Consider the following 25,413-nt stretch of genomic DNA (forward strand, 5'->3'; position numbering starts at 1 on the left):
TTGCTGTAAGACGAGGTGTTTTTGTACTGCAGAGTGGTGGTGTTTTTAGTCCAATCGATACTACCTGACAGACCCACGCTGGACGTCAGCCCCCCGGACATGTCCTGCCGGTAGTCGGTATTGTTCAGATCGCGGAATGTCAGACTGCCAGTGGTCAGAGCCAGATTACCGAGGTCATTGCCGTCTTCATCGACGGTGGCGATCACCGCGCCGGTGGCGTCGGTATTCCCGGCGACTTTGATATCTACTGTGCCGCCTGAGGTTAAGGTTATGGGCTGACTTTAGGTGCTTTTAGGGATGTTAGGGAAAGCTCAGAAAGTCATACACAAACGTGTCAGTCCTTGCAACTCCAACAAGTCACTTGGACCAATCAGTATAAACTAGAGAAGGCAACAACATAAGGCATTGAAATTTAGAGTTTTTTATTTTTATACTATCTTTCTTGTAAGTCACAACTATTGATGGCATTCTCTTGGAGCATAAGAATATCCGACTTTCAGAAAACTCAAAAAACTATCAGTGGAACCTATTTTCAATCACCCTTGGGCTTTATCCCAGGAAGAAGCTTTAAACCTACAACAAGAGCTGGCTGCTAAAGTTGTAAAGACAGATCAAGTCAATAAAGTAAAGCTTGTTGCTGGAGTTGATGTCGCCTACCAGAAGGACAGCGATAGATTGGTTGCCTCAGTTGTTGTTCTTGATGCTGAGACTCTAGAAGTTATTGAAACAGCTACCGCTATTGATAAAGAGCAATTTCCTTATATTCCTGGCCTATTTTCTTTTCGGGAATTGCCACCACTGATAAAGGCATTTGAGAAGGTAAAGCACCTACCCGATTTAATCGTATGCGATGGCCAAGGTTATGCACATCCTCGCCGCTTTGGATTAGCTTGCCATTTAGGGGTGATTTTTGATGTACCGACGATTGGCTGCGGTAAAACTCGTTTATTAGGAGAGCATACAGAGCCAGATAAAAATAGAGGAGCAACAGCCCCTCTCATTGATAATGGTGAAACAATCGGTAGTGTATTACGAACACAAGATTTCATAAACCCAATTTATGTTTCCATTGGTCATCGTGTTTCGTTAGCAACAGCTTGTGAATGGATTTTAAAACTCTCACCTAAATACCGCTTACCAGAAACAACAAGGAAAGCAGATCAATTAGTAAACGCTACAATTAAGAAATTAAAAAATTAAACTAATACTTCCACTCGATTGAACTCGACATAACAATCCGGATTATTTAACTTAAATAACTTTAAGTCATCTAAGTTTATAATATTAGAGTTTATAAGCAAATTTTTAAGATTACTATCCTCTTGCAGTAAAAATAAGCTTTCTTTTGTTACTGCTGTTTGGAATAGGCTAATACTCTCCATCAGCTCTAGCACTCCCGAATAAATTAATCGTCTAAACAACTTATCTGTAACTGAATGTCCAGAAAGAGATAAAAACTCAGCTGATTTTAAATTTCTTAAAAAAGAATCATCTTTAAAAGCTGGAATTACTAACTTATCTGATATCATTTTTACTTGATTAAAGTAATCACCTTCCATTCCAAGAACAGACAAGTATCCATTTTCATTAAACGCTAAATCAAAAGAAAATGAGTTTCTTGATGTAACTTCATATTTCTTTAACTGATCATTTTCATACCACTGATAAATTTGAGAGAAACCATCCTCAACAAGCTCTATTGACTCTAAGCATCCCGTCTCATAGTAGGCAACTTGTGAGTCAGACCATCCTCTTACATACAATACCTCTCCTGTACAAAATGCACCATCAAACTCTAGCGCAATTCCACTAAAACGCTCCCCATTTAAACATAGAAATGGTTCATAATCGTCTTCATTTTCGGGTTCTAAAAGCTCAATATCGATAATTTTACTTTCAGATACAGGTAAATAGCTAGGAAAATACTTCCCTATTTCCACCCCTTCCGAAATGTTAATCGCATTTACCATTTCACCATCACTCATAGTAAATGCAACTCCAGAGAAAAGATCACCTTTATAAAAAAATTTTCCTTCCTCTTCTGTTAATGCATTTTTTTTTAACCTCAGCATGTTACTGAACCCCAGTCAAAATATTTACAGAATTCGACAAAATGCCTCCACAATTACTACATGCTGGAAATGGCAAACCTTGCCCAGGGCCAGGAGCTAATTTGATCGTCGATACATTTATTTTCGATAAATCAAAGTCTACTGGCACTTGATTTATTACACTGTTTACTGATTGAACTTCTGCGTGTAAACCAGGGATACCTGCTTGCGTTGGAAACTGTCTAGTACCATCTCCAACATGCTCTAATATTCTGGCTCGAGTAACAGAATTTAAAGTATTTCCAGAATCTAAATACAATTTTTCAACCTGTTTTATGTACGCAGCCTGATCGTCAATAACAAAGACTTGATCATCTAATCTCCGAACTCCCGGAAAGTTTTTCACTGAACCAGGTAGGTTTGTATAGTTTTTACTAACGATACCTAATTCATCAACACCAGCTCGAGATAAAGCAGCCTGTTTTCGCAGCTGCTTTTTGGTAGAACTTGAAATGATCGATGCAGCATCATCAGTTAAACCAATAGTTAATCTGTTTGGAACAACATATCAATAACTATTCAGCAGGAAAAACAACGTCCCACAAAAACTCTTTGGCAACTGATTTTGCTTCTTCTTCAGTTTTTAAAAAGGAAACTTCGCAATCATCCATTAGTTTTGCCCAAGACAGAGATTCATCACGAAAGGCCTATTTGAGTTCAACCTCAATACCTTTTCGAAAAGGTTCATGCTGCAAATCTTTTCGAAATGCAGCAATGGCTTCTTCATCATCCAAGCCTGCCTGGGCTCCATAAATCCCAGCCAAAACGCTTTTCATTAACTTATATGATTCCATAATTACTTACCTGGAATTGGGTATATTGTATTCGTCTGCCAGACATTTTTAGCTGGATCGTACACATACCATGCCTCAACATTTATCAGACCATCGACTTTTTTAATGACCCTGATATTCCCGTTTTTTGCCAACTGGAACATAGCCTCGGTCTAATTCAGCCCCCTATCAGCTGAAACTTTGATCCTTAATGTACCTGCTCTGCATTTTTAATTGCATTATCCAGGTAATTATTTCTAAGGAAGTCATCAGCTCGCACCAATAGTTCATCACTATTAAATGCCGTCAATCTAGGAGTGTAAGCTCGTCTTGTTTTAGAGCTATCTGGAGCAACACCTGTCCGTGCTCGAACATACAACTACTCATCTGTGACAGACCCACCATGCCTTTCAACGTTTAATTTATAGATGGTTATTGGTCAGGATACTCAAATTTGGTCGTTACAGTTCCATCTGCATTGATAAACAGTATGAATGCATTCCAATCCCCCCCCCCTGTATGCACCTTCATCTTGGCATGAAGCTGGAGCACTAAATCCTTAACTGAACGCCGAAGTTCTCTTTCAAGCGCTGGGAAAAACTCTTCATTTCTGGTTATATAACTAAAAGCGGATCCTACACTCAAACTACCATCTTCATAGCCATGGTCATATTCAAAACGACACTTAGCTGACGTGGCATCAACAGGACAGCTCCCCTTCACAACTAGAAACAGCTGTTCAATCAATTTATGTTGTTCTTCAATCGGATTATCCATATTTATCCTCCAGCCTGACTTTTAGATTACTTAGTATAGTTCGACCATTAATTTGATATTCAATGTCAGGGCTATCTGACCTTGGATTATCAGGTTATCCACAATTCGATTTCACTTTTTTATATCCGATATTTCACTATTTTTTGATAAATCGTTCCACATTTCAGTCGATTCCCAGTATCAACACACTGGATATGCCCACTGACTTATGTATCTAAGCCTAGCTTTATAAAAAATATTTGACGACTATCCGAAAGCATATTAATGTAAATTAGCATGAAACTTATTTTATTTATAAAACTACTTATCACTTCTATAATCTGTGTCAATTTCCACATTGAAAATTAATCAGATATGAAAAATTACTTGTTTTTCAAATTCAATCAATCACTCGTTTGATGAATCCAATACTTTTGTTCATCCGGGATTAATGATAAGAAATCACCACAACTCCCTGACCAACTTTCATATATCGTATCCTCATGACATCTTCCCCAATCCATGTGCATAAATAGCTTCTTATCAAAATTAATATAAAAAAGTGGAAGGAAACAGACTATTTTTTGAGTAAGATAAAAGTCCTCTTCAGATAGTTCATCCCTATATGTGAGATAATTTTCAACCTTTGTACTTAGAGTGCGGTCTAGCACTACTTCACATTTAAATATATCCACTGAAAAATTCTCAACAGAATCTAAATCAACATAATTTATGAAATTTTCAGAGGTCAACCTTAAAATGCCCTGTCTAAACTCTTTGCATGCTTTGTTAAACTCTTCTTTTGTTATATATCCTTTATTTAAATATGCCTTATATTCTTTTTCTCCATCCAAACAAATATTATATTTCTTATCTATCAACCAATAGTATCTACGGTTGTGAACAAAAAAACAAATTGCACTTTCTCCATTCCATAACTCTTCTTTTACATTATCACTAAAGATCATTTAAAATAGTCCTTTCATTAATATTATCCTATATAGTCACATGATAATATTGATGTTCATCTCTTATTTCAAATCTAGCAGGCCCTATATATAAGGGAGATCGATATATGAAAGGCTAATAGAATAAGTCAACCTGTAAAATTTTTCAGCGTAGTATAGTGCCATGATGAATTTAATTGAGATTCTTTAGGTCTTTCAGTGAACAATAACAGTTTAGATCGTTCCTAGTAATCGAACAGTACTTTGAATATTTTAATATGGTATTCGAGGCACCCCACCTAGTTGGCGCAGAATTGTTAAATGAACATCTAATTTTAACTTGGTTAGGTTCTCGAATGACAATGAACCTCCAAGCACTAATGCTGGTTCAAATCCATATAACTCATCTTTTTTCAACGCCCCTAGTTTTTCAACAGATCGCTCAAAAAATGGTTCTTCTTCAATATCTTCAACGTCATACCGCTCAAGGTCTGACATAGCTAGAAAAGAACCGATAGTTAAATCAGGGTTCTCAGATGGCACATCCAATTCACTTGCTACTGCAATTACAGATCCAGTAAGGCAAGAAATTGTAATTTTCCTGTTATACTTTTCTCCCCAGGCAAAGAGATCCCCAAAAGCAGTACGTGCGATTACGTGGTAAGTATCTATCTTATTGACAGAAGTTCCTTCTAACCACATTCCCACTAAATGAGCGTATTCATCTGGATTTACTATCCAAAATAGACCGTTTGCATATCCGTTCCAGCCTTCTTCCTGCCATATTTTTATCAAAGACAGAGGCAAAATTCTTCTATATTTCTCTATGACGAATGGATCAGCAACTTCATAATCAGTAGCCTCCCCCATCTCTTCAATAAAGATTTCAAAATCTTCATTTCTCATAATTTATTTGGTCCTGGTCATAATTCCAGACGGATGTTCAATTTTGCACCACCTTTACCATTCACCATTACACCCAAGAAAACTCATCTATTTCTAAAATTCTTGCGACCAGCATCACTTGGGTATGAAATTTAAAGTTAAAAAATGCTTGTAAAAAAACGGCCCCGAGTCAAACTCAGGGCCGTTGGTCAATTCAGAAAATCTTTTTGATTTGATGGGCTCAGGCGTGCAGCAGCGCCATTGACTCTTTGGCAATCACCCACTCTTCGTTAGTTGGGATCACCATGGCAACCGGGGTATTCGGCTTGGTAATGATGCCTTTCTCGCCAAAGCGGGCTTGTTCATTCCCCGCGGTATCTTCACGGTAACCAAAAATCTTCAGGTGTTTCAGCACTGCACTGCGCACCGGCAATGAGTTCTCACCAATACCGCCGGTAAAGACGATCGCATCCAGCTCATCCAGTGCCACCATGTAAGAAGCAATATATTTCGCAACGCGGTAGGTGAAGATTTCAAAGGCCAGCGTTGCGCCTTCATGGCCCTGTTCCATGGCTTCAACAATACCTCGGCAGTCGCTGGTCAGGCCCGAGACTCCCAAAAAGCCCGCTTCTTTGTTCAGTGCCTGCTGCAAATCCCCCTGGCTCCAGCCTTTGCTCATCAGAAAATCAATGATACCCGGATCCAAATCGCCACACCGTGTGCCCATCATCAGACCTGCTGTCGGCGTGAACCCCATGCTGGTGTCGACACTTTTGCCATTGCGCACAGCACAAATCGACGCGCCGTTGCCCAGGTGAACTGTGATCACATTAGTTTTTTCAGCCGGTTTACTCAGCTGTTTTGCCGCTTCCTGACTGACGAAATAATGGCTGGTGCCGTGGAAACCGTAACGGCGGATCCCATAGTCCTGATACAGTTTTTGCGGCAAAGCATAATGATAAGCTTTGGCTGGCATGCTCTGGTGGAAGGCGGTATCAAACACTGCATATTGAGGCAGGAACGGGAAGGCGCTCATCGCTGCACGAATGCCGATCACATGTGCCGGATTATGCAGCGGGGCCAGTTCACTCAGTGCATCAATCTGACTGAGTACGTTCTCATCAATTTTCACTGTTTCACTGAATCGCTCACCGCCGTGTACCACCCGATGGCCAATCGCAATGATGTCTTGTTTCAGACCCAGTTCCTCCAGGAGGGTCACCAAGCGTTCAATGGCCTGCTGGTGATGGTTTCCTGTGGCTTCCAGCGCACAGCTTGCTTTCTCACCGTCATATTTCCAGCTGACAGAAGCGTTGCTGAGACCAAAACACTCTCCCAGTCCGGTCAGACGGGCATCGCCGCTCACGGCATCGATCAGGGCAAATTTAAGCGAGGAGCTTCCGGAATTAATCACTAGTACTAAAGAATGGCTCATGGGGTTCCCACCAGAAGATTATCGGCTGATTTGGCACAGAGTGCCGCCTGACAACAAAGGTTGTCGAGCACAGATGCTCAGAAATTGATGTGGAGCAACAGGTTCAGAGCATCTTGTGCTGCCCCCATATTACTCAATTTTTTTTGATACATTCAACTCAACATTCAATTAAAGTGTAAAAAATTCAAACTTATTTGCAATGCATCAAAAAATATTGAGCAAAGCATCAACAAAATGTTGAGATGAGAAACAGTACCTGAAATAGCAAACAGGAATCGGGAGAGCCGCTTTCCGGCTACTCCGAAAAAGAAAGGAATCGCTGATACAAGGTATCCACGTCATGGCTGCACATAACATCCATATTGGCTTTCAGCGTCGATAACGGCCAGTCCCACCATTTCATTTCAAGCAGCTTGGCTACATCTTCCGCATTAAAGCGGGTTTTGACGACGCGCCCCGGGTTACCGACCACAACACTGTATGGCGGCACATCTTTCGTTACGACGGCTCTGGCCCCGATGACGGCACCATCGGCAATGTGAACGCCGGGCATGATCACACACTCAGAGCCGATCCAGACATCATTGCCAATGACCGTATCTCCGACCCGGGCAAAGCCCGTTTTCACCTTATCGCCAAATTCGCTGACATCAAACGGGTAAGAAGATATCCAGTCATGTCTGTGTCCCTGATTCCCCGCCAGCATAAACACAGCGCCAGAGGCAATGGAGCAGAATTTGCCGATAATCAGCTTATCCACATCCCCAAAGATACCTGAATCCCACACGGCCTTGGTGCAGTGATCCCCCATCAGATAACGGACACAATAATCCTCGAAATGTTTATCGTGGTAATAACCGGAATAATAAGTAAAGTCGCCGACAATGATGTTCGGGTTTGTAATTTTCTTATTGAGCTCGTATCCGCCGAGCCAGGAGGGAAAGATAGTTGCCATGGCTACCTCTAGACTATCTTGCGCCAAAGTACTGCATAAGTATAACGTAGCGGAATGAGCCAGCCGCGCTTTACTGTCCATCAACTAAGACAGACCTCTGGCGCGGCTGGAAAAAACGGGGTCAGGATGTGAAGGATTCTGTCGTCACCATGTCTCCGCTCCAGTTTGTCGGAGCAGAACCGGTTCCCCCAGACTGCGCAGGCGCAGCGGGTGCCGCGGTCTGATAATCCCCTTGATCTATATCTTCATTGATGCGGCCCAGTGCGCCGTCCAGCTCTGCGTCGGTCGGACGGTATTTAGAGCGGTCATACACTTTATCCAGCAAGTCCATAATGGCATGTTCAGGAACTGGCGGATTATGCACCAGCTTATAAATCTGCTTCGCCACTTTCTGTACATTCAGAATGGATTCGATCCCGACATGCTGTACCGCCATGTCCCGTTCTTTCTTGGCATCCTGATAGCCAGATGCAAAAGCAACGGAGAACCAAATATAAGCAACAGCCGCATCCGTCACATTGGTGACAGGCTGGTCATAGTTCAGATGCATTTTACCCGCCAGGTATTGTGCTTCCACACTGCCCAGCTCTGTGGCTTTTTCCAGCCAGTAAATTGCACGGCGACGATCTTTGGCTACGCCAATTCCCGTCTGATAACAATAGGCCACCTTAATACAGCCCTTCGGATCTCTGTTCACGGCCGATTTCAGCCGCCAGAAGAAGGCACTGCGGGGTGATGGGGACGGATTCGATTCCACCACATACCAGTCGCCGAGAAACAGCTGCGCCGGCACATAATCCATTTCTGCCGCCTGAATCAGATGTCCGACACCCGAAGCGGTATTAATGGCAGTGCCGTATCCCCGAATTTCATAACGGCCCAGCTCAAACAAGGCTTCCGGGTCATTATGATTTGCTTTGACAATACAAGTCCAATAGCGAGACCTGGCCTCACCATGCGGATCATCAACATCCTGGCGGCATAATCTTGCCAGCGCATTCTGTCCAATTTCGTTACCAAGCTCAGCGGCTTTCTGGTACCAACTGACTGCTTCACGGAGATTGCCAATTTCATTTTCCTTCGCTAATGACAGAATGCTTGGAATATGACCTGACTGAGCCTTTCTGACTTTTTCTTCGTGTTCAACAGCCTTTGCCTGTTCTAATACCTGGCGGTATTTTTCGTCCCTGCGAGCCTGCTCTCTGGCTGCCTCGCGGACTTCTTTCATCAGAGCAAAATACCGGGAAACCGCCACAATCAGCAATACAATACCAAGGCAGACGCCTAAACCGAGTTGTGACATAACCCCTCTTGAGACAATTCTTTCTTCTTCTTAATAACGGCATCTTGAGAGAAATCTAAAGTTAAATTTTCTCTGATTTTGAATCTGGTCAGATCAGCGATTGAAAACAGGAGGGAATATCCCGGTTTCAACGTACCGGGATATGAACAGATGGCAAGGTCACCAGCCGTATTTAGTTCAGTGAAATACCATTCACTTTCAGGCCCACGGCAACGTTGCCGCTGACAGCATTGGAATACGGACAAACCAGATGCGCGGCTTTTACCAGCGCAATCGCGGCCTCGTTTTCCATCGCCAGTTCCACCTCAAGATCGACGGCCAGAGCAAATCCACCGTCCTCTTTGGCCAGCAACTGCACCTGCGCCGTCGTGGGTGCTTCTTTCAGAGCCAGCTTTTGCAGACGGGCAATGTGGAGCACAGCATTCGAAAAACAGGCCGAATAACCTGCAGCGAACAGTTGCTCAGGATTGGTCGCTTCACCGGTTCCGCCCAGTGCTTTCGGGTAACTCAGCGATACACTCAGTAATCCGTCATCGGTTGCTACCTGACCATTGCGACCCGCCAGTGCTTTTGCTGAAGTGGTATAAACTGTTTTCATCGTATTTCTCCCGGATTAATTAAATTGCACACAATTAAGTTGCGAGCAATATTAAATCGATCCAAATGTTGAATGCAAGTATATTGTGCACAATTTAATTGAAAGCGATCGATTCAAGGTGACCCGCCATGTCTGATGCCCCGCAAATTCCAGCCAATATCACGCTGGATGACATGATCTGTTTCTCCCTTTACAGTGCTTCAAACGCCATGATCCGAGCCTACCGGCCGATGCTGGATGCACTGAACCTGACCTATCCGCAATACCTGGTCATGCTGGTCATGTGGGAAAGAAAATGTCTCAGCGTGAAAGCGCTGGGAGAAAAACTCCACCTGGATTCAGGCACATTAACGCCTTTACTGAAACGACTAGAGAGTAAAGGACTGGTCATTCGCCGGAGAAGCGAAACGGACGAAAGGGTTCGTGAAATCAGCCTGACGGACGAAGGAAAGGCAATGCAGCAGCAAGCCGCACAAGTCCCGGCGTCGCTGCTGTGTAAAGTCGACATGCCGCTGACATCACTCAAAACGCTGAAAGACACCTGCGATGCACTGTATGCGGCGCTGTCCGGGCTGGAGTAACCCAATAATCACTACCACAGGCGCTGGTTGAGGGATGACAATAAAAAATGCGCAGCCTGGGCTGCGCATTTCATTCAGACAAATGAAAGCAGTAATTAATCGAACGCTTTCAGGTTTTTCTCGAACGTAGCATGCTGTTCGTGCAGGTCTGAAGACGCACCGCCGGTGGCCTTGCTGACAGCCACAATAGCAATCAGAGCGAAAACAAATCCGGGAACGATTTCGTACATATCAAAGATACCGCCGGTCAGCTGTTTCCAGATCACCACAGTCAGTGCACCCACAATGATACCTGCCAGTGCACCATTCCGGTTCATATCTTTCCAGAACAGGCTCAGCAGCAGCGCAGGACCGAATGCCGCACCGAATCCGGCCCAGGCATAAGAAACCAGACCCAGAACCGTGCTGTCCGGATTCATCGCCAGAATCAGGGCAATCACTGACAGTACAATCACAGCCACACGGCCGACCATCACGATCTCTTCAGTTGAAGCATCTTTGCGGATCACTTGCTTATAAAAATCTTCTGCCAGTGCAGACGAAGAAACCAGCAGCTGAGAATCCGCCGTACTCATAATTGCTGCCAGAATAGCCGCCAGCAGAATACCAGCCATCACCGGGTGGAAAATGGAGTTCACCAGCAGCATGAAGATTTTTTCACCATCGGCCAGATCGCCGGCCAGCTGGTTATCCACATACAAAATGCCGACCAGACCAACCAGAATCGCACCCGCCATGGACAGTGCAGTCCAGGTTACGGCGATACGGCGAGCCGTACCAATGTCTTTGTTGGAACGGGTCGCATTGAAACGCGCCAGGATGTGTGGCTGACCAAAATAACCCAGGCCCCAGGCCGCCAGAGAAATAATACTGATTGCCGTCAGCGGCTGACCTTTCACGTCGTTAAATATAGTCATCAGATCCGGGTTCTTCGCTTCCAGAGAAGCAGCCAGATCCCCGAAACCGCCCTGCATTGCAGCGATAGGTACAATCAACAGTGCAGCACTCATCAGCAGGCCCTGAACAAGGTCAGTCCAGGATACCGCCAGGAAGCCACCAAACAGCGTATAGGAAACGACGCAAAGCGTACCGACAACCACAGCAATTTTGTAGTCCAGACCAAATACGGTTTCGAACAGTTTACCGCCTGCGACCAAGCCGGAACTGGTATAGAAAAGGAAGAACATCAAAATGAAGAAGGCTGAAATTGTCTGGATTAACTTAGAATTATCCTTGAATCGATTCGACAGATATTCAGGAATCGTGATCGAATTATCGGCAGTAATTGTGTAGGTACGCAGACGCTTGGCACAAATCAGCCAGTTCAGCCATGTACCCAGCAGCAGGCCACCAGCCAGCCACAGCGACTCCATACCGGCAGCAAAAGCATAGCCGGGCAGACCCAGCAGCAGCCAGCCACTCATATCAGATGCACCGGCAGACAATGCCGCAGGCCACGGGCCCAGTGAACGACCGCCCAGGAAGTAGTCTGATGAATCTGCTGTGCGTTTATAGGCGTAATACCCGATTGCCAGCATTACAATCAGATACACAATAAACGTACCTGTGATAGCAAAGCTATTTTCTATCATGATTGAGTTCCCTCATTTTGGTTGCTCCCGTCACAGCAGGAGCTTATTGAATGGTGCTGATCCTTTTCAGCCTTTTGGTCGTCTGCCCACTGCTCCACCACGTACAACGTACCTTCAGATTTGCCGTGTGCCAGCAAACCCTTATCCTGTTTAAAAAAACCGCCGGTCAACCGACCCGCGGTCTAGGTCACGAGTTACAGGTAACAGTATTCAGCGACTTAATGTACTTCTTCGCCGCTCCCCAACTCCAGCAGTGTCGCGTTACCGCCAACTGCCGTGATATTGATGGTTCGCGTTCTTTCTGTCACAAAACGCAGCGAATAAGTCGGGCTGCCAATCACCGGGTAAGACTCGAAGTCAGACTCAGCAATCAGCTGACCCAGCAGCCCGTCTCGGGCTGCCAAATCACGGGACAGCGACAGCGCTGTCTCGCGTTTTCCTGCATAAACCACACCGGCAACAGCGGTATGGCGTACAATGTCATCAAGTTTGTCGGCACTGACCGGCAGCACAACGCCCTTCGGCAGTTCAGCCTGCTCCAGTTCAGACACCATTTGCTGCGCTGATTTCGCAAAGCCTTCCGGTAGACACAGCAACACGGTATTCCCGGTCACCAACGCTGCCGTCAGCTGACCGGCAACCGCAACCAGCGGTGTGTCTGCATCAGCAGTGACCACAAAAATACCGCGGCCTGCACAGTACAGTTCATTGGTTTCACCCGTGGGTCCTGGCATCAATTCCGTTTCAGCAACATGTGCATTGGCGTTCCGGCACTGAAATGCCACCATCGCCGCCACGTCAGATTCCAGCTTGCTGCTCCACTGAGTCAGCTGAGTGATCCGTTTTTCAAAACCCAGGTTATTCCAGTTTTCCCAGGCTGCATTGCTCTGATCGACGAGTGCTTGAATACTTGTTGTCATCTTTAATTCCTTCCCAATTCCGGCAGCCATTACGCAGTGAACACATCTTTCGTGAAACGATACAGGTAGTGCGGACCACCTGCTTTCGGGCCAGTACCAGACAGTCCCTGTCCACCGAACGGCTGAACACCGACCACAGCACCAACCTGATCACGGTTGATATAGCAGTTACCGACACGGGCACGACGCTCAATATGGCTGTAAGTACGTTCGTTACGGCTGTGAACCCCCATCGTCAGGCCAAAGCCGGTCTGGTTGATCTGATCAATCACCTGATCCAGCTCACTGGCCTTGAAGCGCACGATATGCAGAATCGGACCAAAGTTCTCGTTTTGCAGCACATTGATACCGCGAATTTCAAACGCTGTCGGCAGTACGAAGTCACCATGGGCGCAATCCACGCTGGCCGATGCCTGCGCAACCATTTTGGCCTGGTTCTTCAGGGCGCCAATGTGCGTCAGCAGCTTCTGTTTCGCAGTTGCGTCAATGACTGGACCAACATCTGTGCTGTGCAGCTCAGGACGTCCAACCTTCAGTTCCGCCATCGCCCCTTTGATCAGGCCGACCACGCGGTCTGCAACATCTTCCTGCACAAACAGAACGCGCAGCGCTGAACAACGCTGTCCGGCAGATGCAAAGGCAGAGCGAACAACATCACGGACGACCTGCTCTGGCAGCGCGGTACTGTCGACGATCATGGCATTCTGGCCGCCGGTTTCTGCGATAAACGGCACCGGATCGCAATCACGCGCCGCCAGTGTGCGGTTGATGCGCTGTGCAGTCTCAGTTGAACCGGTAAAGGCAACACCGGCGATTCGGGCATCTGAAGTCAGCACTGAACCCACTTCTGCACCGCGACCCGGAACAAACTGAATCGCACCCGCCGGCACACCGGCTTCCAGCATCATCTGAATAGCACGGAATGCAATCAGGGATGTTTGCTCTGCCGGTTTACAGACCACAGTGTTCCCTGCCGCCAGTGCCGCTGACACCTGACCGAGGAAAATGGCCAACGGGAAGTTCCATGGGCTGATACAGGCGAAGACGCCACGTCCCTGATAGGTCAGTGTGCGTTCCTGTCCGTCAAAGCCCACCACAGGTTTCCCTGCCGCAAATTCAGTGGCAGCCTGATGCGAATAGAAGCGCAGGAAGTCCACCGCTTCACGGATCTCGTCAATACTGTCCTGAATTGTTTTACCGGCTTCACGATGACACAGCGCAACCAGCTCACCGGTATTGGCTTCCAGCAGATCTGCCAGACGCTGAAGGCAGGCACCGCGCTCCGCAGCCGGAGTCGCCGACCATGCAGGGAAAGCTTCAGCGGCAACATCAATTGCTTTCGCCACCAGCTCGCTGCTGGCAAAGGCAACCTCACCGACCGATTCACGACGGTCATAAGGTGCAGTCACTTTGTAAATGTCACCGCTCTGCACTTCGCCGTTCACAATCGCGCCAGCAGTCCAGTGGTGCTCCGCATAAGCTTCAACGGATTCACGGAATGGCTGCCACTCAGAAGCGATATCAATATTGATACCGGCAGAGTTCTTGCGATCAGCACCGAAGATATCGTTTGGCAGCGGGATCAGATGGTTATGCAGCGTCGGACGCGAACGCAGCATATCGACCGGATGCTGAACCAGATCCGAAATCGGACAACGGGCATCAACCAGACGGTGGACGAAAGAGCTGTTCGCACCATTTTCCAGCAGACGGCGAACCAAATACGGCAGCAGATCTTTGTGGCTGCCGACCGGCGCATAAATACGGACGTTCACGCCATAGAGCGCCATCACATGGTTATACAGCGCATCACCCATGCCGTGCAGGCGCTGGAATTCAAAGTCACGGTGCTTGGCCATTGCCAGAATTGCAGTCACCGTGTGAGCGTTATGGCTCGCAAACTGCGGGAAGATCAGGCCACGAATGTGTGGCGACAACAGGAAGCGCGCACAAGCCAGATAAGACGTATCTGTCGCTTCCTTGCGGGTATATACCGGATAACCCTGGTAACCGCTTTGCTGACACAGTTTCAGTTCGCTGTCCCAGTACGCACCTTTTACCAGACGCAGCGGGATCACATCCCCCTGTTCTTTACTCAGTGCTGCCAGCCAGGCCAGAACAGGCAGTGCACGCTTGGAGTATGCCTGAACGACCAGACCAAAACGGCCCCAGCCTTTCACTTCTTCTGAACGGTACAGTTTTTCAAACAGTTTCAGAGACAGTTCCAGACGATCGGCTTCTTCCGCATCGATCGTGATGCCAACGTTCAGTTCGCGGGCGCGTTTGAGCAGTTCCAGCACGGTGTCAAACATTTCTGTCAGGACACGGTCTTCGTTAGAAACATCGTAACGCGGGTGCAATGCAGACAGTTTGATCGAAACGGTCGGGCAAGGTGAATTGGAATGCTTTTTGTTGTTCAGGCCAACGGCTTCAATCGCTTCAATATAATCGTTGAAGTATTTCTTGGCATCGTCCTGCGTCAGTGCCGCTTCACCCAGCATATCGAACGAATAGGTGAACCCTTTATCGCGCTTCGACTGACCATTTTTCATGGCTTCGCCAATGGTACGGCCCAGCACGAACTGGTGGCCCATGATTTTCATGGCCTGATGCATTGCTTTACGGATCACCGGCTCAGACATTTTATTCGTCAGGCGGTTGATCACACGTGCAGGGCTGCCATCTTGCTTGGCGTCCATGCTGATCACTTTACCGGTCAGCATCAGACCCCAGGTGGATGCATTCACAAACAGGGAATCGGAGTTTTTCAGGTGAGTCTTCCAGTCCGCAACGCTCAGCTTATCGCGGATCAGCGCATCTGCTGTCGCTGCGTCAGGAATCCGCAACAGGGCTTCGGCCAGACACATCAGCAAAATGCCTTCTTTTGTGTCCAGGCTGTATTCCAGCAACAGGGCATCAATCATCTGGATTGCACTGCGATCAGCACGCACCTGTTCGATCAGGCTGGTGGCCTTATCCGTGGTGTACTGACGCTCTTGTTCAGAAGGCTCAGCCAGAGGCAACAGTTGTTCCAGCCAGGCAGATTCATCAACCGAATAAAGCGGTGAGATCTGCTGCCATAGTGCATCTAAAGGTTGCTCAATAAAAGATGGCTGAAGGGCATCTGCCGCATTGAACATAGTCATTCCCTCAATATAGTGGACCTGAATAACCATCAACACAGTTTGACATGTGATTCAGGATAAATGTTACACCAGTGTTACTTTAACGGGGGATTTTATTTTGTACCTGTCGCAGAGTCTTACCAAAAACTCCGATCATTTGTCGAAAAAGTCCGCTTTATAACAAAATTAGACCCAAGTAATTAGCAAAAAATGCTGTTTTCACTTTTAATTGCTGTAAGAAACAGCAACCCGGGTGCCTGAAAAGATTATTCAGTGAAAAGTGACCTGTGAGAAAAGCAGCAGAAATAGCGGCAGAGAAATATAAAAGCGAATCGGTTTATGCTTTGGGAGAATAAAGAAAGTCAGGGCTGGCGGCCGTCAGATCCATTGACGGCGAAATTTGGCTGGTGAGACCCCAAAGTGACGGGAGAACGCCTGTGTAAAGTTACTCTGGCTGGCAAAACCGGATGACTGTGCGATTTGCGCCAGACTCAGCCTCGGCTCTTCCATCAGCTGGCGTGCAAACTCCAGACGCTTCAGCAGCACATACTGGTGCGGCGTCATCCCGGTTTGCTCTTTAAACACCACGTGGAACTGGCTCTCTCCAAGAAACACCAGTCCGGCCAGCTGCGCCACCGTGATCTTACGGGACAGATGCTGCTGAATGTAGTGATCGATGGCATCCATATTTAACCTTGGCAGATACCGCTCAGACGCCAGGGGTTTAAAGTGTCGCTGTAAGACGCACATTAATGTATCTGTGCAGGCTTTACTGAGCAGCCAGTCATCCGGATTGGCCTGCATTTCGGCCGTCAGTGCACGAATCAGGGTTTGCGCCTGATTATCCAGATGAAAATACGAAGACTGATCAAACAGCCTGTGCATACGCTCGACCGGATAGTCAGGTGCAGTTTCCGTAACCGGCACGTTCAGTACCAAAATCTCATTATGACCAATGCCGGAAAAACCGTGCTCTGAATCCGCCGTCACCAGACATCCCTGGCCGGGACACACCAGACTGCCGCATCCTTCAATATCAAATTCAGTCTGTCCTGCCAGTGCAATCACCACCTGGTTGTAACCATGATTGTGGTGATCCATATGCTCCGGCAGTTTCATGATCTCCGCAGGTTTGAACCCTGACAGAGGGGACATATCCTTCATCTGTTCTTCCTGCGTTATTCAAACGTCGCCCTGTATCAGGCGAAATGGATGCAGAATGATAATAGATAAGCATCAGCAAAGAAAAGAGACGTCTCAATTATTCGCTCGCATCAGTTCAACCTTGATCATCTTTCCTGTATCCCCCGGAAAAAGCGATCACGAGGCTTCGGAAGCGTGATCAAGACTCAACTTTTTACGGGCAGTGTCATTTCAATTTTATCCCGATGAATTTTCAGTCAGCCGCATTGGCAACCGACTGAAAAGATCCATCCGGGAATCACCCCGGATGCAACAAATGATAAATCAATAATTTAAATCAATTTGTCTTGATCATTGTTCCGTTCATGTTGAGCGTTATCCCTGTCAACGCTCCCGGAAGATCCAAAAGCCGTTTGATCTTCCCTTGATCATTGTTCTGTCACTTACTGAGACGCCGCCTGGCTCACACCAGATCCTGCAATAATGATCCTGCTTGATCATCTTTCCAGTCCAAATGACACAGCCCGTTAATTATCCCAGCTTGATCATTTTTCCAGAGTAAAAATCATGTGTTGCATGACATTTGGCCGGATATCTTCCGGTTGAGAGAGACCAAAGACTGCCCGCCACGGGTAAAACATCGAAATTGACAAATAAATCGGTTGGTTACTGCCACTTTGCAGGCGTTGTGGTAAAACAAGATCGATAATATTCGCTGAACTTCAGCCGCCTCCCAGACCTATTGAGAAAAGGAAATGCAATGGGTGAGTTTCTGACACAGTTTTCTTTCTCTTTTACGGTCACCGGCCCGATTTTTTTGATGCTGGCGCTTGGTATCGCCCTGAAACACTGGGAAATTATCAATGAAGCCTTTATACAAAGCGGATCAAAACTGGTATTCACGGTCACTTTACCCACGCTTCTCTTTCTGAATCTGATCAATACCGACATTCACCGGCTGGGCAGTGGATCCCTTTATCTGTTTGCCGCACTCGCAAATGTTATTATTTTTCTGTTGTTTGAAACGCTGGCCGGAAAAATGATCAAGGAGCCGAATGAACGTGGTGGTGTTGTCCAGGGTGCATTTCGGGCGAACACCGGCATTATTGGGCTGGCTTATGTTGCCAATGCTTACGGTGATTCCGGTATCGCTGTGGGAGCACTCTATGTTGCTGTGATCACTGTACTGTACAACATTATGGCCGTGATCACGCTCAGTCGCTCCAGCGCAGCCTCCGCTTCCCTTGATCATCGTTACGTCTTCAAAGCGATTCTGAAGAACCCCTTGATCATTGGCATTTGCAGTGCCCTGCCATTTACTGTCCTTGAAATCCGGCTCCCTGAAGTTCTGATGCAATCGGGCCGATACTTTGCCGACATGACCTTACCGCTGGCATTGCTCTGTACCGGAGCCAGCCTGGATCTGCGTCAGCTGAAACAGGAATCATCCCATGCCAATCTTTCATCGATCGCACGCTTGATCATCGCTCCGGGATTGATCACGCTTGCCGGCTATATATACGGTTTTCGCGGCAACGAATTAGGGATCATTTTTCTGATGAGTGCCGCGCCAACAGCGGCTGCAAGCTATGTCATGGCAAGAGCAATGGGCGCAAATGCCAATCTAGCCGCAAATATCATTGCCATGACGACTGTGGGGTCGATGTTCACCTGCAGTCTGGGACTGACCCTATTGAAGACGCTGAATATCATCTGAGCATCCAGCGCCACAAATACAATTGATAATCACTCTCAATTAATATTAAATGAGGATAGTTCTTATTTATAAGTAGAGAGTGCCCATGGTATCCCAGATAAAATCTTTGCAGCTCCGGGAAACAAGACAACGCTGGCGATTGACCAACAAGCGGTTTCTTTTTCCGGTTTTTCTGTTTGCGATGCTGGTCAGCCCAGCAACCAGAGAGATGACCGTCACCGTCCTTGCGGATGCTTTCTGGCAAGTAGCTGCATATGTCGCCGCAACATTGACCGTTTATCATGCCGTCTCAGCCAGAATGAGCCACAACACCAAGTTCAGCGCGTATCTTCAGAGAAGCCAGCGATTTCAGGTCATCTTTGCGGCCTTCATGGGCGCCTTACCCGGCTGCGGCGGAGCAATTATCGTTATGACCCAGTTTGTCCGGGGCCGGCTCAGCTTTGGTTCTGTCGTGGCGGTACTGACCGCGACCATGGGTGATGCTGCTTTTCTGTTACTGGCAGCCAAACCGCTCACCGGATTATTCACCGTTGGCGTCGGACTGAGCGTCGGAATGATTTCAGGCTGGCTGGTCGATACCCTGCACGGCGGTACATTTATGCAACCGGTTCAAAGTGAAATGTCGGCTCCAGAGCATCACCATCCCCAGTCAGATACTCAAAGTACTTCCCTTCGCTGGCAAGGCTATTTCTGGCAATGGCTGCTGCTTCCAAGCGCTTTCGTTGCCGTCTCCGGCTCATTCCAGATCGATCTTGATACGGTTTTCCATTTTCCTCAGGGATCCACGTCAACGCTAGGGGCCATTTTTGCCTTGACCGCTATGGTGCTCTGGTCACTGAGCAGGGACATCAAAAATTATCAGGACGCCGTCTCCGAAGATCCAAAACCGGCCACAGCCAAACTCTTCCAGCGGGTTGCGCAAGATACCAATTTCGTCACAACTTGGGTCATCGGGGCATTTTTGTGTTTTGAAATCGTGATGCGAATAACGGGATGGGATTTAGCCACCATTTTCACGACTTGGTCGCCCGTCATGCCCCTGCTGGGTGTCATGATCGGTCTCATTCCAGGTTGTGGACCGCAAATTCTGGTGACCTCACTGTATATTCAGGGCGCGATCCCCCTGTCTGCACAGCTGGGTAACGCGATCAGCAACGATGGTGACGCACTCTTTCCGGCTATTGCGCTGGCGCCAAAAGCGGCCTTGCTGGCGACAGTCTACTCCGGTATCCCCGCACTTCTGATTTCTTATGGTTTTTACTGGCTTTTTGAATGATGCACTCGTCGTTCTGGATTATCGTCAAAATAAATATGCAAAAAAAATCGACCTGAGGTCGATTTTTTAATATCTTAGACACCCACTCTCAGAGTTTAATAGCACTTAATCGCATATTGAGAATTACTATCAATTGCAAATCATACTTTCAGAGTATTGTCAATAGGTGATTTCCCCCCTTAACCTAATGAGCGTCATTCACTATAGTTGCATCTGTAGGCAGTGATAGAAACCCTCTCTTTCACTGACTGCAGTATCCGAATCTGGATACATGCCAATGAGGTTGCTTTGATATTTACCCTCATATCAAAGTCATGAACTTGATTGGATACCTCTTCTACACGTCGTACAGGATTGTACTCTTAGGAGTCAAACTCTTGTCTTTGCCGGCCAGTTTGGCCGGCTTTTTTTTCTAATTTATTTCAATAATGTCTAAGTTTTCAGCAAGCGTGTATTGTAACATTCCGCACATCTATTAAACTCAGAGCTAACCCGCCCATCAAAATAATAAAATCTGGCTAAAGCGTGAAAGACACACTCGATCCCAATTTATTGCATATGTTTAATCAGCTTCCTGGATGTTGGGGTTGTAAAGATAAAGATTCGGTTTTTGTTTATGCCAATGAGGAATATGGAAAAATCATTGGTGTCAACCATCACCTGGACTGTGTCGGTCGGACTGACTTTGACATGCCCAGTCCGACAATCGAATGCGCCGAAACATTCAGGGACCAAGACCATCAGGTTATTGTGAGTGAACAACGTATGCGCGTACTGGATATCCATCCCTATTCAGATGGAAACTGGCGTGCGCATATGTTCACGAAAATGCCGTGGCGAAATGAAGAAAACGAAGTGGTTGGCACTATTTTTTCCGGTATTGAACTGAAAGATACGGCCATTCTGGAAGTCGGGCATTGGATCTGCCGGGCCGCCGGACTGAACAACAATCAGCAAACCTCCTTCAACCTGGATCTTCATCGTCAAAAGGTGCAACTGAATACACGCGAATCTGAAGTACTGTTCCTGTTGTTATATGGTAAAAAACCACAATACATCGCTAAAGTGCTCAACGTTTCAGTGAAAACAGTTGAAAACTATGTGATCAAACTTCGCGAAAAGTTTAATGCCAACTCTAAAAACGAATTGCTGGATGTAGCGCTCGATCTTGGATTTGGTTCTCATATCCCCGAAAGCATGCTGACCAGTCAGCTCTCGATTATCCTGAAAGAGTAAAATAAAAGGCCACCGCTCAGGTGGCCTTTTTGATGTTCAGGGTGCCAGGCGGTCAATGTGCCACGCTTCACCTTCTCTTTCATACAGAAAGCGGTCATGTAAGCGATGTTCACCGCCTTGCCAGAATTCCATTGATTTAACTTTCACCCGGTACCCACCCCAGAACGTCGGAAACGGAACTTCGCCTGCGGAAAATTTCTTTTTCAGTTCCATGAACTTCCCTTCCAGAGCCTGACGAGCCGTCAGTCTGGCACTTTGTTTACTGGCCCAGGCTGCGATCTGACTTTCTTTCGGACGGGAAGCAAAATATCTCATCACTTCCATCGTTGACAGCTTTTCCGCTTCACCTGTGATATGTACCTGACGTTCAATCGGGTGCCATGGAAAATGCAGACTGATTTTACTGTTATCCGCAAGTTGAGCGGCTTTGCGGCTGCCCAGATTGGTGTAGAACACAAAGCCCTGCGAATCAAAATGCTTCAGCAAGACAATCCGCTGATATGGCTGACCTGTGGCATCAACAGTTGCGACAGTCATAGCAGTCGGATCCGTCAATCCGGCATCAATCGCCTGCTGCAACCAGTGCTTAAACAAATCCAGCGGCTGCTCAGGTAAATCTCGGCGGCGCAAACCACCTTTGGTGTACTCGCGACGAATATCAGACAGCTCCATTGTATTCTCCGTTTTCTTTCTGCCGGGTGCTGAAATGCGCCACTGAGCAGGGATAAGTCTTGTCCTGAATTGTCCAATGTCGCCTCTTGAAAAACAAGCATCTCCTGCAAAGTCGCTGTCTTTTCCTGCCATAAACTACACAGACAAAGATCGGGATCAATCTGAAGGACACAAGCTTTAGAGGCATCTGAAAAAAAGTGATAATTTGTCCTCTTCACTATGCACTGAGACAGGTCTGCCGCTTTGCCAAAAAAAACAACACTCGTACTGCTGACCGGGCTGGGAATAATCCTGTCCATCATGATTGGCCTGATCACGCAGCAGCACTTTATTGATGAAAAATCCAGGCAGATCAAATATGACATCTCCTCTCTGGGGGAAAAGCTCGATCAACGTCTGAAACGTTACCAGCAGCTGCCACAACTGCTCGCCCATGATCCAAGGCTCCTGGACTCTTTGATGGCCGAGGCAGCCCCGAAGACAGAGCGTCAGGCTAAATTGTTGCAGACCAACCTGCTGCTGACCTACTGGAGCAAGACCCTGCTTGCCGACACGATTTACCTGTTGAATGCAACCGGAGATACACTGGCTGCAAGTAACTGGCAGGCCGGCGACAGTTTTGTCGGCTCCAACTATGCCTATCGCCCTTATTTCAAAGACGCCATGAAAGGCCACCCGGGGCAGTTCTTTGCTTTAGGTATCAGTTCCGGGAAACGCGGCTACTTCTTCTCCGCTCCGGTTTACGGTCTCGACCAGCATGTTCAAGGTGTGATCGTGATAAAAATCGATTTGGATCTGGTTGATGAAATCTGGCAGTACCAGGAGCTGGAGTATGTGATCAGCGATCCCTTCGGTGTGGTGTTTTACAGCTCCATCGACAGCTGGATTTATCACAGCCTGGTTCCCTTGACTGATGCCCAGCAGCAAAGTGTGCTGGAGAGCCGTCAATATGGCGATCCCCCGCTGACTGCTCTGACGGCAGTTTCAAGCCTGAACGAGCTCAACGCCAGTCGTCAGGCCATGATTCTGTTGTCGCAACAGAAAAAACGTCAGTCGTTTCTGTACGCCCATCATGAGATGAATACAGCAGGATGGGTCATCTACGGCTTCATGCCAACCTATCAGATCCTCAGTGAGGTGTTTGAAAGTGTTTTGCTCTTTGTCGCTTTTTATATCCTGCTGGTTCTGGTGCTGATCTACTGGTGGCAGACGTTCAGTGCCAAAGAAGCACTGGCTAAATTAAATGACACCCTTGAAGAGCAGGTTGCCGACCGCACGGAACACCTGCATCAGGCGAACAAACAACTCTGGCATGCCATTGAGCAATATGAACTGACCCAGGCTGAATTAAAAGAAACCCGGACAGAGCTGATCCAGACCGCGAAACTGGCTATGCTGGGCGAACTGTCTGCCAGTATTAATCACGAAATCAATCAGCCTTTGGCTGCGATGCGCGCCTATTGCGAAAACAGCCTCAAGTTGCTGCACAAAGAACGCTATGAAGCCGTCGCCAGTAACCTGGAACAACTGAATGATCTGAATCAGCGAATCGCAGATATCATTGCCCGATTCAAAGTTTTTGCCCGCAAAGGGACACCGCAGGAAAGCTTTGTGGATGTCACAGGTTCAATCCGAAATGCCATTCAGCTGATGCAAGCTTCCCTGACCAATCATCAGGTCAAACTGATGCTCAGTCTTCACGAAGAGGTTCGGGTAAAGATTGATGCGGTCCAGTTTGAACAGATCATCATTAACCTGATCCAGAATGCCATTCAGGCGCAAGATGCCGTCCATGACAGGATAATTGGTATCAGTATTCAGGCCGGTCGTCAGCGTGTGATCATTTCAATCTGGGATAATGGCCCCGGATTAGATAACACCCAAAAGCAAAGAATTTTTACCCCGTTTTTCAGCACCAAGCAGGACGGTCTGGGACTTGGCCTGACCATCTGCCGGCGTATTCTTGATTTATTTTCAGGGAGCCTGACGGTGCATGATCATGAAGGCGGGGGCGCTGAATTCCGAATCAGTTTGCCATTGGGCAAAGAGGAACAAGAATGAAACCACCAGTCATCTTCATTGATGATGAAAAGTCAGTCCGTGATTCACTGGGACAAACCCTGGAACTTGAAGATTATCAGGTTCAGTTGTTTGCCAGTGCCCGACAAGCGCTCAGCGCCTTTGACAACCAGTTCCCGGGCGTCATCATCTCCGATATCAATATGCCGGGTATGGATGGCATGACTTTTCTCAAACAGGCACTCAGTATTGATGACGAGCTTCCCGTAATTATGCTGACCGGCCATGGTGATATCTCTACGGCTGTGGATGCCATGAAAATAGGCGCGTACGATTTTCTGGAAAAACCCTTTTCCACCGAGCATCTGCTTGATGTCGTGAAACGTGCATGCGACAAGCGGGAACTGATCCTTGAGAACAGGGAATTGAAGCGGGAGCTGGAATCTCAGAGCAGTCCAGGCCCTCGTATCTTGGGCAACAACCTCGCGATGAAGCAACTCAGACGACGGTTATTCCAGCTGAAAGATCACACTCAAAGTGTATTACTGCAGGGAGAATCCGGGACAGGAAAACGGATGATGGCTCAGTTTCTGCATGATCACAGCCCGCGTCAGCATCGACCTATGATCACCTTGAAGTGTCAGGACCTCACAGCGCAACAATTTGAAGACGAACTCACGCGTCAGGGTGGGAAATGGCAATCCGCTTCAGGCAGTAGTTTGTATCTGGAAAACATTGACCAGCTGCCGCTTCCGGCGCAGCAACTGTTGGTCACGGCTTTGCAGACACAATCGATGCAAACCGAACCAGCTCACCGGATCAGACTGATTGCCAGCAGTGAGTCAGACCTGAAGCAACTGACCGGGCAAAACCAATTTACCGAAGAACTGTATCAAATCATTCGGGACTGCATGCTTGTTTTGCCGCCCCTTCGGGCACGTCAAGAAGATATCGAATTGCTCTTTCAAAACTTTATTCGCACGGTTGCTTCACGCTACAACATTGAAGCCCCGGTTCTGAGTACAGCACAAAAGGAAAAGCTACTCGCTCATCACTGGCCCGGCAACGTCCGTGAGTTAAGAAATCTGGCCGAACGTTTAGTGCTGCTAGGGGATCAATTTAATCAACAACAGCCTCTGAATATGGACAGTCCTCAGCCCACTCTGGCTGAGAAAGTACATCAGTTTGAATTCACATTATTGAGTGATGCGCTTCGCCGCCATCACGGCCGCTTGAAGGATGTGCAGGCCGAGTTGGGATTAGCAAGAAAAACGCTGTATGACAAAATGAAAAAGCACGGATTAGATAAGGAAGATTTTAAAGACTCTCTCTGAGAGCAATCCTCTGACAAAATTTACAGTGTAAATAC

At 47.2% G+C, this 25,413-nt stretch carries 23 protein-coding genes; 7 read left to right on the forward strand and 16 right to left on the reverse strand.

All coding sequences use genetic code 11. From position 1 onward, the window contains the following. Positions 1 to 206, reverse strand: a 206-nt coding sequence (locus SPK40_RS13965; protein ID WP_330960843.1) for a hypothetical protein, incomplete at its 3' end; no start/stop codon positions are given. A gap of 313 nt (positions 207 to 519) precedes the next feature. Here SPK40_RS13965 and nfi point away from each other — a divergent pair. Further along, the gene (gene nfi, locus SPK40_RS13970) at positions 520 to 1,200 is read left to right on the forward strand and encodes a deoxyribonuclease V (protein WP_330960844.1); all 681 of its coding nucleotides are present in this window, start codon (positions 520 to 522) and stop codon (positions 1,198 to 1,200) included. Here nfi and SPK40_RS13975 read toward each other — a convergent pair. The 10 genes from SPK40_RS13975 to SPK40_RS14020 all read right to left on the reverse strand — a co-directional run bounded on the left by SPK40_RS13975 (position 1,197) and on the right by SPK40_RS14020 (position 9,763). Continuing rightward, complete coding sequence (locus tag SPK40_RS13975; protein WP_248143065.1) at positions 1,197 to 2,072, reverse strand: hypothetical protein; 876 nt, start codon at positions 2,070 to 2,072, stop codon at positions 1,197 to 1,199. The genes nfi and SPK40_RS13975 overlap by 4 nt on opposite strands. A 1-nt stretch (position 2,073) precedes the next feature. Beyond that, entirely contained in the window at positions 2,074 to 2,457 is a 384-nt protein-coding gene (locus SPK40_RS13980; RefSeq protein ID WP_330960845.1) for a YwqJ-related putative deaminase, read from the reverse strand. Positions 2,458 to 2,758: 301 nt separating this feature from the next. Further along, positions 2,759 to 2,905, reverse strand: coding sequence for a hypothetical protein (locus SPK40_RS13985; protein ID WP_330960846.1), 147 nt, complete (start codon positions 2,903 to 2,905; stop codon positions 2,759 to 2,761). A gap of 411 nt (positions 2,906 to 3,316) precedes the next feature. Continuing rightward, on the reverse strand, positions 3,317 to 3,661 hold the full coding sequence (locus tag SPK40_RS13990; protein WP_330960847.1) for a hypothetical protein: 345 nt from the start codon (positions 3,659 to 3,661) through the stop codon (positions 3,317 to 3,319). 383 nt (positions 3,662 to 4,044) lie between these two features. After that, a complete protein-coding gene (locus tag SPK40_RS13995) occupies positions 4,045 to 4,608 on the reverse strand; it encodes a hypothetical protein (protein ID WP_330960848.1) in 564 nt (187 codons plus the stop codon). Between the two features lie 252 nt (positions 4,609 to 4,860). Then, positions 4,861 to 5,493, reverse strand: a complete 633-nt coding sequence (locus tag SPK40_RS14000; protein WP_330960849.1) for a GAD-like domain-containing protein — start codon at positions 5,491 to 5,493, stop codon at positions 4,861 to 4,863. A gap of 220 nt (positions 5,494 to 5,713) precedes the next feature. Then, positions 5,714 to 6,907, reverse strand: a complete 1,194-nt coding sequence (locus tag SPK40_RS14005) for an acetate/propionate family kinase (RefSeq protein WP_248143055.1) — start codon at positions 6,905 to 6,907, stop codon at positions 5,714 to 5,716. Between the two features lie 295 nt (positions 6,908 to 7,202). After that, on the reverse strand, positions 7,203 to 7,862 hold the full coding sequence (locus SPK40_RS14010) for a CatB-related O-acetyltransferase (protein ID WP_248143054.1): 660 nt from the start codon (positions 7,860 to 7,862) through the stop codon (positions 7,203 to 7,205). A gap of 121 nt (positions 7,863 to 7,983) precedes the next feature. Beyond that, positions 7,984 to 9,165 carry a tetratricopeptide repeat protein gene (locus SPK40_RS14015; RefSeq protein WP_330960850.1) on the reverse strand — a complete coding sequence of 394 codons (1,182 nt, stop codon included), beginning with the start codon at positions 9,163 to 9,165 and terminating at the stop codon, positions 7,984 to 7,986. A gap of 172 nt (positions 9,166 to 9,337) precedes the next feature. Beyond that, complete coding sequence (locus SPK40_RS14020) at positions 9,338 to 9,763, reverse strand: organic hydroperoxide resistance protein (protein WP_330960851.1); 426 nt, start codon at positions 9,761 to 9,763, stop codon at positions 9,338 to 9,340. A gap of 128 nt (positions 9,764 to 9,891) precedes the next feature. On the opposite strand from SPK40_RS14020, the gene SPK40_RS14025 reads away from it, so the two are divergent. Next, on the forward strand, positions 9,892 to 10,344 hold the full coding sequence (locus tag SPK40_RS14025; RefSeq protein WP_248143050.1) for a MarR family winged helix-turn-helix transcriptional regulator: 453 nt from the start codon (positions 9,892 to 9,894) through the stop codon (positions 10,342 to 10,344). Between the two features lie 95 nt (positions 10,345 to 10,439). Here SPK40_RS14025 and putP read toward each other — a convergent pair whose 3' ends face one another. From putP to SPK40_RS14045, 4 genes are all read right to left on the reverse strand, one after another. Further along, the gene (gene putP / locus SPK40_RS14030) at positions 10,440 to 11,936 is read right to left on the reverse strand and encodes a sodium/proline symporter PutP (RefSeq protein ID WP_248143049.1); all 1,497 of its coding nucleotides are present in this window, start codon (positions 11,934 to 11,936) and stop codon (positions 10,440 to 10,442) included. 218 nt (positions 11,937 to 12,154) lie between these two features. Next, positions 12,155 to 12,856 carry an aldehyde dehydrogenase family protein gene (locus SPK40_RS14035; protein ID WP_248143048.1) on the reverse strand — a complete coding sequence of 234 codons (702 nt, stop codon included), beginning with the start codon at positions 12,854 to 12,856 and terminating at the stop codon, positions 12,155 to 12,157. Between the two features lie 29 nt (positions 12,857 to 12,885). After that, entirely contained in the window at positions 12,886 to 15,996 is a 3,111-nt protein-coding gene (gene putA, locus SPK40_RS14040; protein ID WP_330960852.1) for a bifunctional proline dehydrogenase/L-glutamate gamma-semialdehyde dehydrogenase PutA, read from the reverse strand. 363 nt (positions 15,997 to 16,359) lie between these two features. Continuing rightward, positions 16,360 to 17,145, reverse strand: a complete 786-nt coding sequence (locus SPK40_RS14045) for an AraC family transcriptional regulator (protein ID WP_330960853.1) — start codon at positions 17,143 to 17,145, stop codon at positions 16,360 to 16,362. A gap of 739 nt (positions 17,146 to 17,884) precedes the next feature. Between SPK40_RS14045 and SPK40_RS14050 the strand changes: the two genes are divergently transcribed. The 3 genes from SPK40_RS14050 to SPK40_RS14060 all read left to right on the forward strand — a co-directional run bounded on the left by SPK40_RS14050 (position 17,885) and on the right by SPK40_RS14060 (position 21,353). After that, on the forward strand, positions 17,885 to 18,841 hold the full coding sequence (locus tag SPK40_RS14050; protein WP_330960854.1) for an AEC family transporter: 957 nt from the start codon (positions 17,885 to 17,887) through the stop codon (positions 18,839 to 18,841). Positions 18,842 to 18,926: 85 nt separating this feature from the next. Beyond that, the gene (locus SPK40_RS14055; RefSeq protein ID WP_330960855.1) at positions 18,927 to 20,117 is read left to right on the forward strand and encodes a putative manganese transporter; all 1,191 of its coding nucleotides are present in this window, start codon (positions 18,927 to 18,929) and stop codon (positions 20,115 to 20,117) included. A 558-nt stretch (positions 20,118 to 20,675) separates the two neighbouring features. After that, positions 20,676 to 21,353, forward strand: a complete 678-nt coding sequence (locus SPK40_RS14060; RefSeq protein WP_248143362.1) for a helix-turn-helix transcriptional regulator — start codon at positions 20,676 to 20,678, stop codon at positions 21,351 to 21,353. 36 nt (positions 21,354 to 21,389) lie between these two features. Here SPK40_RS14060 and pdxH read toward each other — a convergent pair whose 3' ends face one another. Beyond that, on the reverse strand, positions 21,390 to 22,025 hold the full coding sequence (gene pdxH, locus SPK40_RS14065; protein ID WP_248143042.1) for a pyridoxamine 5'-phosphate oxidase: 636 nt from the start codon (positions 22,023 to 22,025) through the stop codon (positions 21,390 to 21,392). A gap of 243 nt (positions 22,026 to 22,268) precedes the next feature. Here pdxH and SPK40_RS14070 point away from each other — a divergent pair, with 243 nt between their 5' ends. Both SPK40_RS14070 and SPK40_RS14075 read left to right on the forward strand, forming a co-directional pair. Beyond that, entirely contained in the window at positions 22,269 to 24,086 is a 1,818-nt protein-coding gene (locus SPK40_RS14070; protein WP_330960856.1) for a sensor histidine kinase, read from the forward strand. Further along, positions 24,083 to 25,378, forward strand: coding sequence for a sigma-54-dependent transcriptional regulator (locus SPK40_RS14075; RefSeq protein ID WP_330960857.1), 1,296 nt, complete (start codon positions 24,083 to 24,085; stop codon positions 25,376 to 25,378). The genes SPK40_RS14070 and SPK40_RS14075 overlap by 4 nt, the downstream gene beginning before the upstream one ends. Positions 25,379 to 25,413 lie beyond the last annotated feature (35 nt).

The organism is Photobacterium sp. 53610, from assembly GCF_036409375.1.
Lineage (GTDB): Bacteria > Pseudomonadota > Gammaproteobacteria > Enterobacterales > Vibrionaceae > Photobacterium.

What these genes read in the sequence shown, in the direction of transcription:
- SPK40_RS13975 (WP_248143065.1), bottom strand. Translation starts at nt 2,072, where the DNA reads ATGCTGAGGTTAAAAAAAAATGCATTAACAGAAGAGGAAGGAAAATTT.
- SPK40_RS13985 (WP_330960846.1), bottom strand. Translation starts at nt 2,905, where the DNA reads ATGGAATCATATAAGTTAATGAAAAGCGTTTTGGCTGGGATTTATGGA.
- SPK40_RS13990 (WP_330960847.1), bottom strand. Translation starts at nt 3,661, where the DNA reads ATGGATAATCCGATTGAAGAACAACATAAATTGATTGAACAGCTGTTT.
- SPK40_RS13995 (WP_330960848.1), bottom strand. Translation starts at nt 4,608, where the DNA reads ATGATCTTTAGTGATAATGTAAAAGAAGAGTTATGGAATGGAGAAAGT.
- SPK40_RS14000 (WP_330960849.1), bottom strand. Translation starts at nt 5,493, where the DNA reads ATGAGAAATGAAGATTTTGAAATCTTTATTGAAGAGATGGGGGAGGCT.
- SPK40_RS14005 (WP_248143055.1), bottom strand. Translation starts at nt 6,907, where the DNA reads ATGAGCCATTCTTTAGTACTAGTGATTAATTCCGGAAGCTCCTCGCTT.
- SPK40_RS14010 (WP_248143054.1), bottom strand. Translation starts at nt 7,862, where the DNA reads ATGGCAACTATCTTTCCCTCCTGGCTCGGCGGATACGAGCTCAATAAG.
- SPK40_RS14015 (WP_330960850.1), bottom strand. Translation starts at nt 9,165, where the DNA reads ATGTCACAACTCGGTTTAGGCGTCTGCCTTGGTATTGTATTGCTGATT.
- SPK40_RS14020 (WP_330960851.1), bottom strand. Translation starts at nt 9,763, where the DNA reads ATGAAAACAGTTTATACCACTTCAGCAAAAGCACTGGCGGGTCGCAAT.
- SPK40_RS14025 (WP_248143050.1), top strand. Translation starts at nt 9,892, where the DNA reads ATGTCTGATGCCCCGCAAATTCCAGCCAATATCACGCTGGATGACATG.
- putP (WP_248143049.1), bottom strand. Translation starts at nt 11,936, where the DNA reads ATGATAGAAAATAGCTTTGCTATCACAGGTACGTTTATTGTGTATCTG.
- SPK40_RS14035 (WP_248143048.1), bottom strand. Translation starts at nt 12,856, where the DNA reads ATGACAACAAGTATTCAAGCACTCGTCGATCAGAGCAATGCAGCCTGG.
- putA (WP_330960852.1), bottom strand. Translation starts at nt 15,996, where the DNA reads ATGTTCAATGCGGCAGATGCCCTTCAGCCATCTTTTATTGAGCAACCT.
- SPK40_RS14045 (WP_330960853.1), bottom strand. Translation starts at nt 17,145, where the DNA reads ATGAAGGATATGTCCCCTCTGTCAGGGTTCAAACCTGCGGAGATCATG.
- SPK40_RS14050 (WP_330960854.1), top strand. Translation starts at nt 17,885, where the DNA reads ATGGGTGAGTTTCTGACACAGTTTTCTTTCTCTTTTACGGTCACCGGC.
- SPK40_RS14055 (WP_330960855.1), top strand. Translation starts at nt 18,927, where the DNA reads ATGGTATCCCAGATAAAATCTTTGCAGCTCCGGGAAACAAGACAACGC.
- SPK40_RS14060 (WP_248143362.1), top strand. Translation starts at nt 20,676, where the DNA reads ATGTTTAATCAGCTTCCTGGATGTTGGGGTTGTAAAGATAAAGATTCG.
- pdxH (WP_248143042.1), bottom strand. Translation starts at nt 22,025, where the DNA reads ATGGAGCTGTCTGATATTCGTCGCGAGTACACCAAAGGTGGTTTGCGC.
- SPK40_RS14075 (WP_330960857.1), top strand. Translation starts at nt 24,083, where the DNA reads ATGAAACCACCAGTCATCTTCATTGATGATGAAAAGTCAGTCCGTGAT.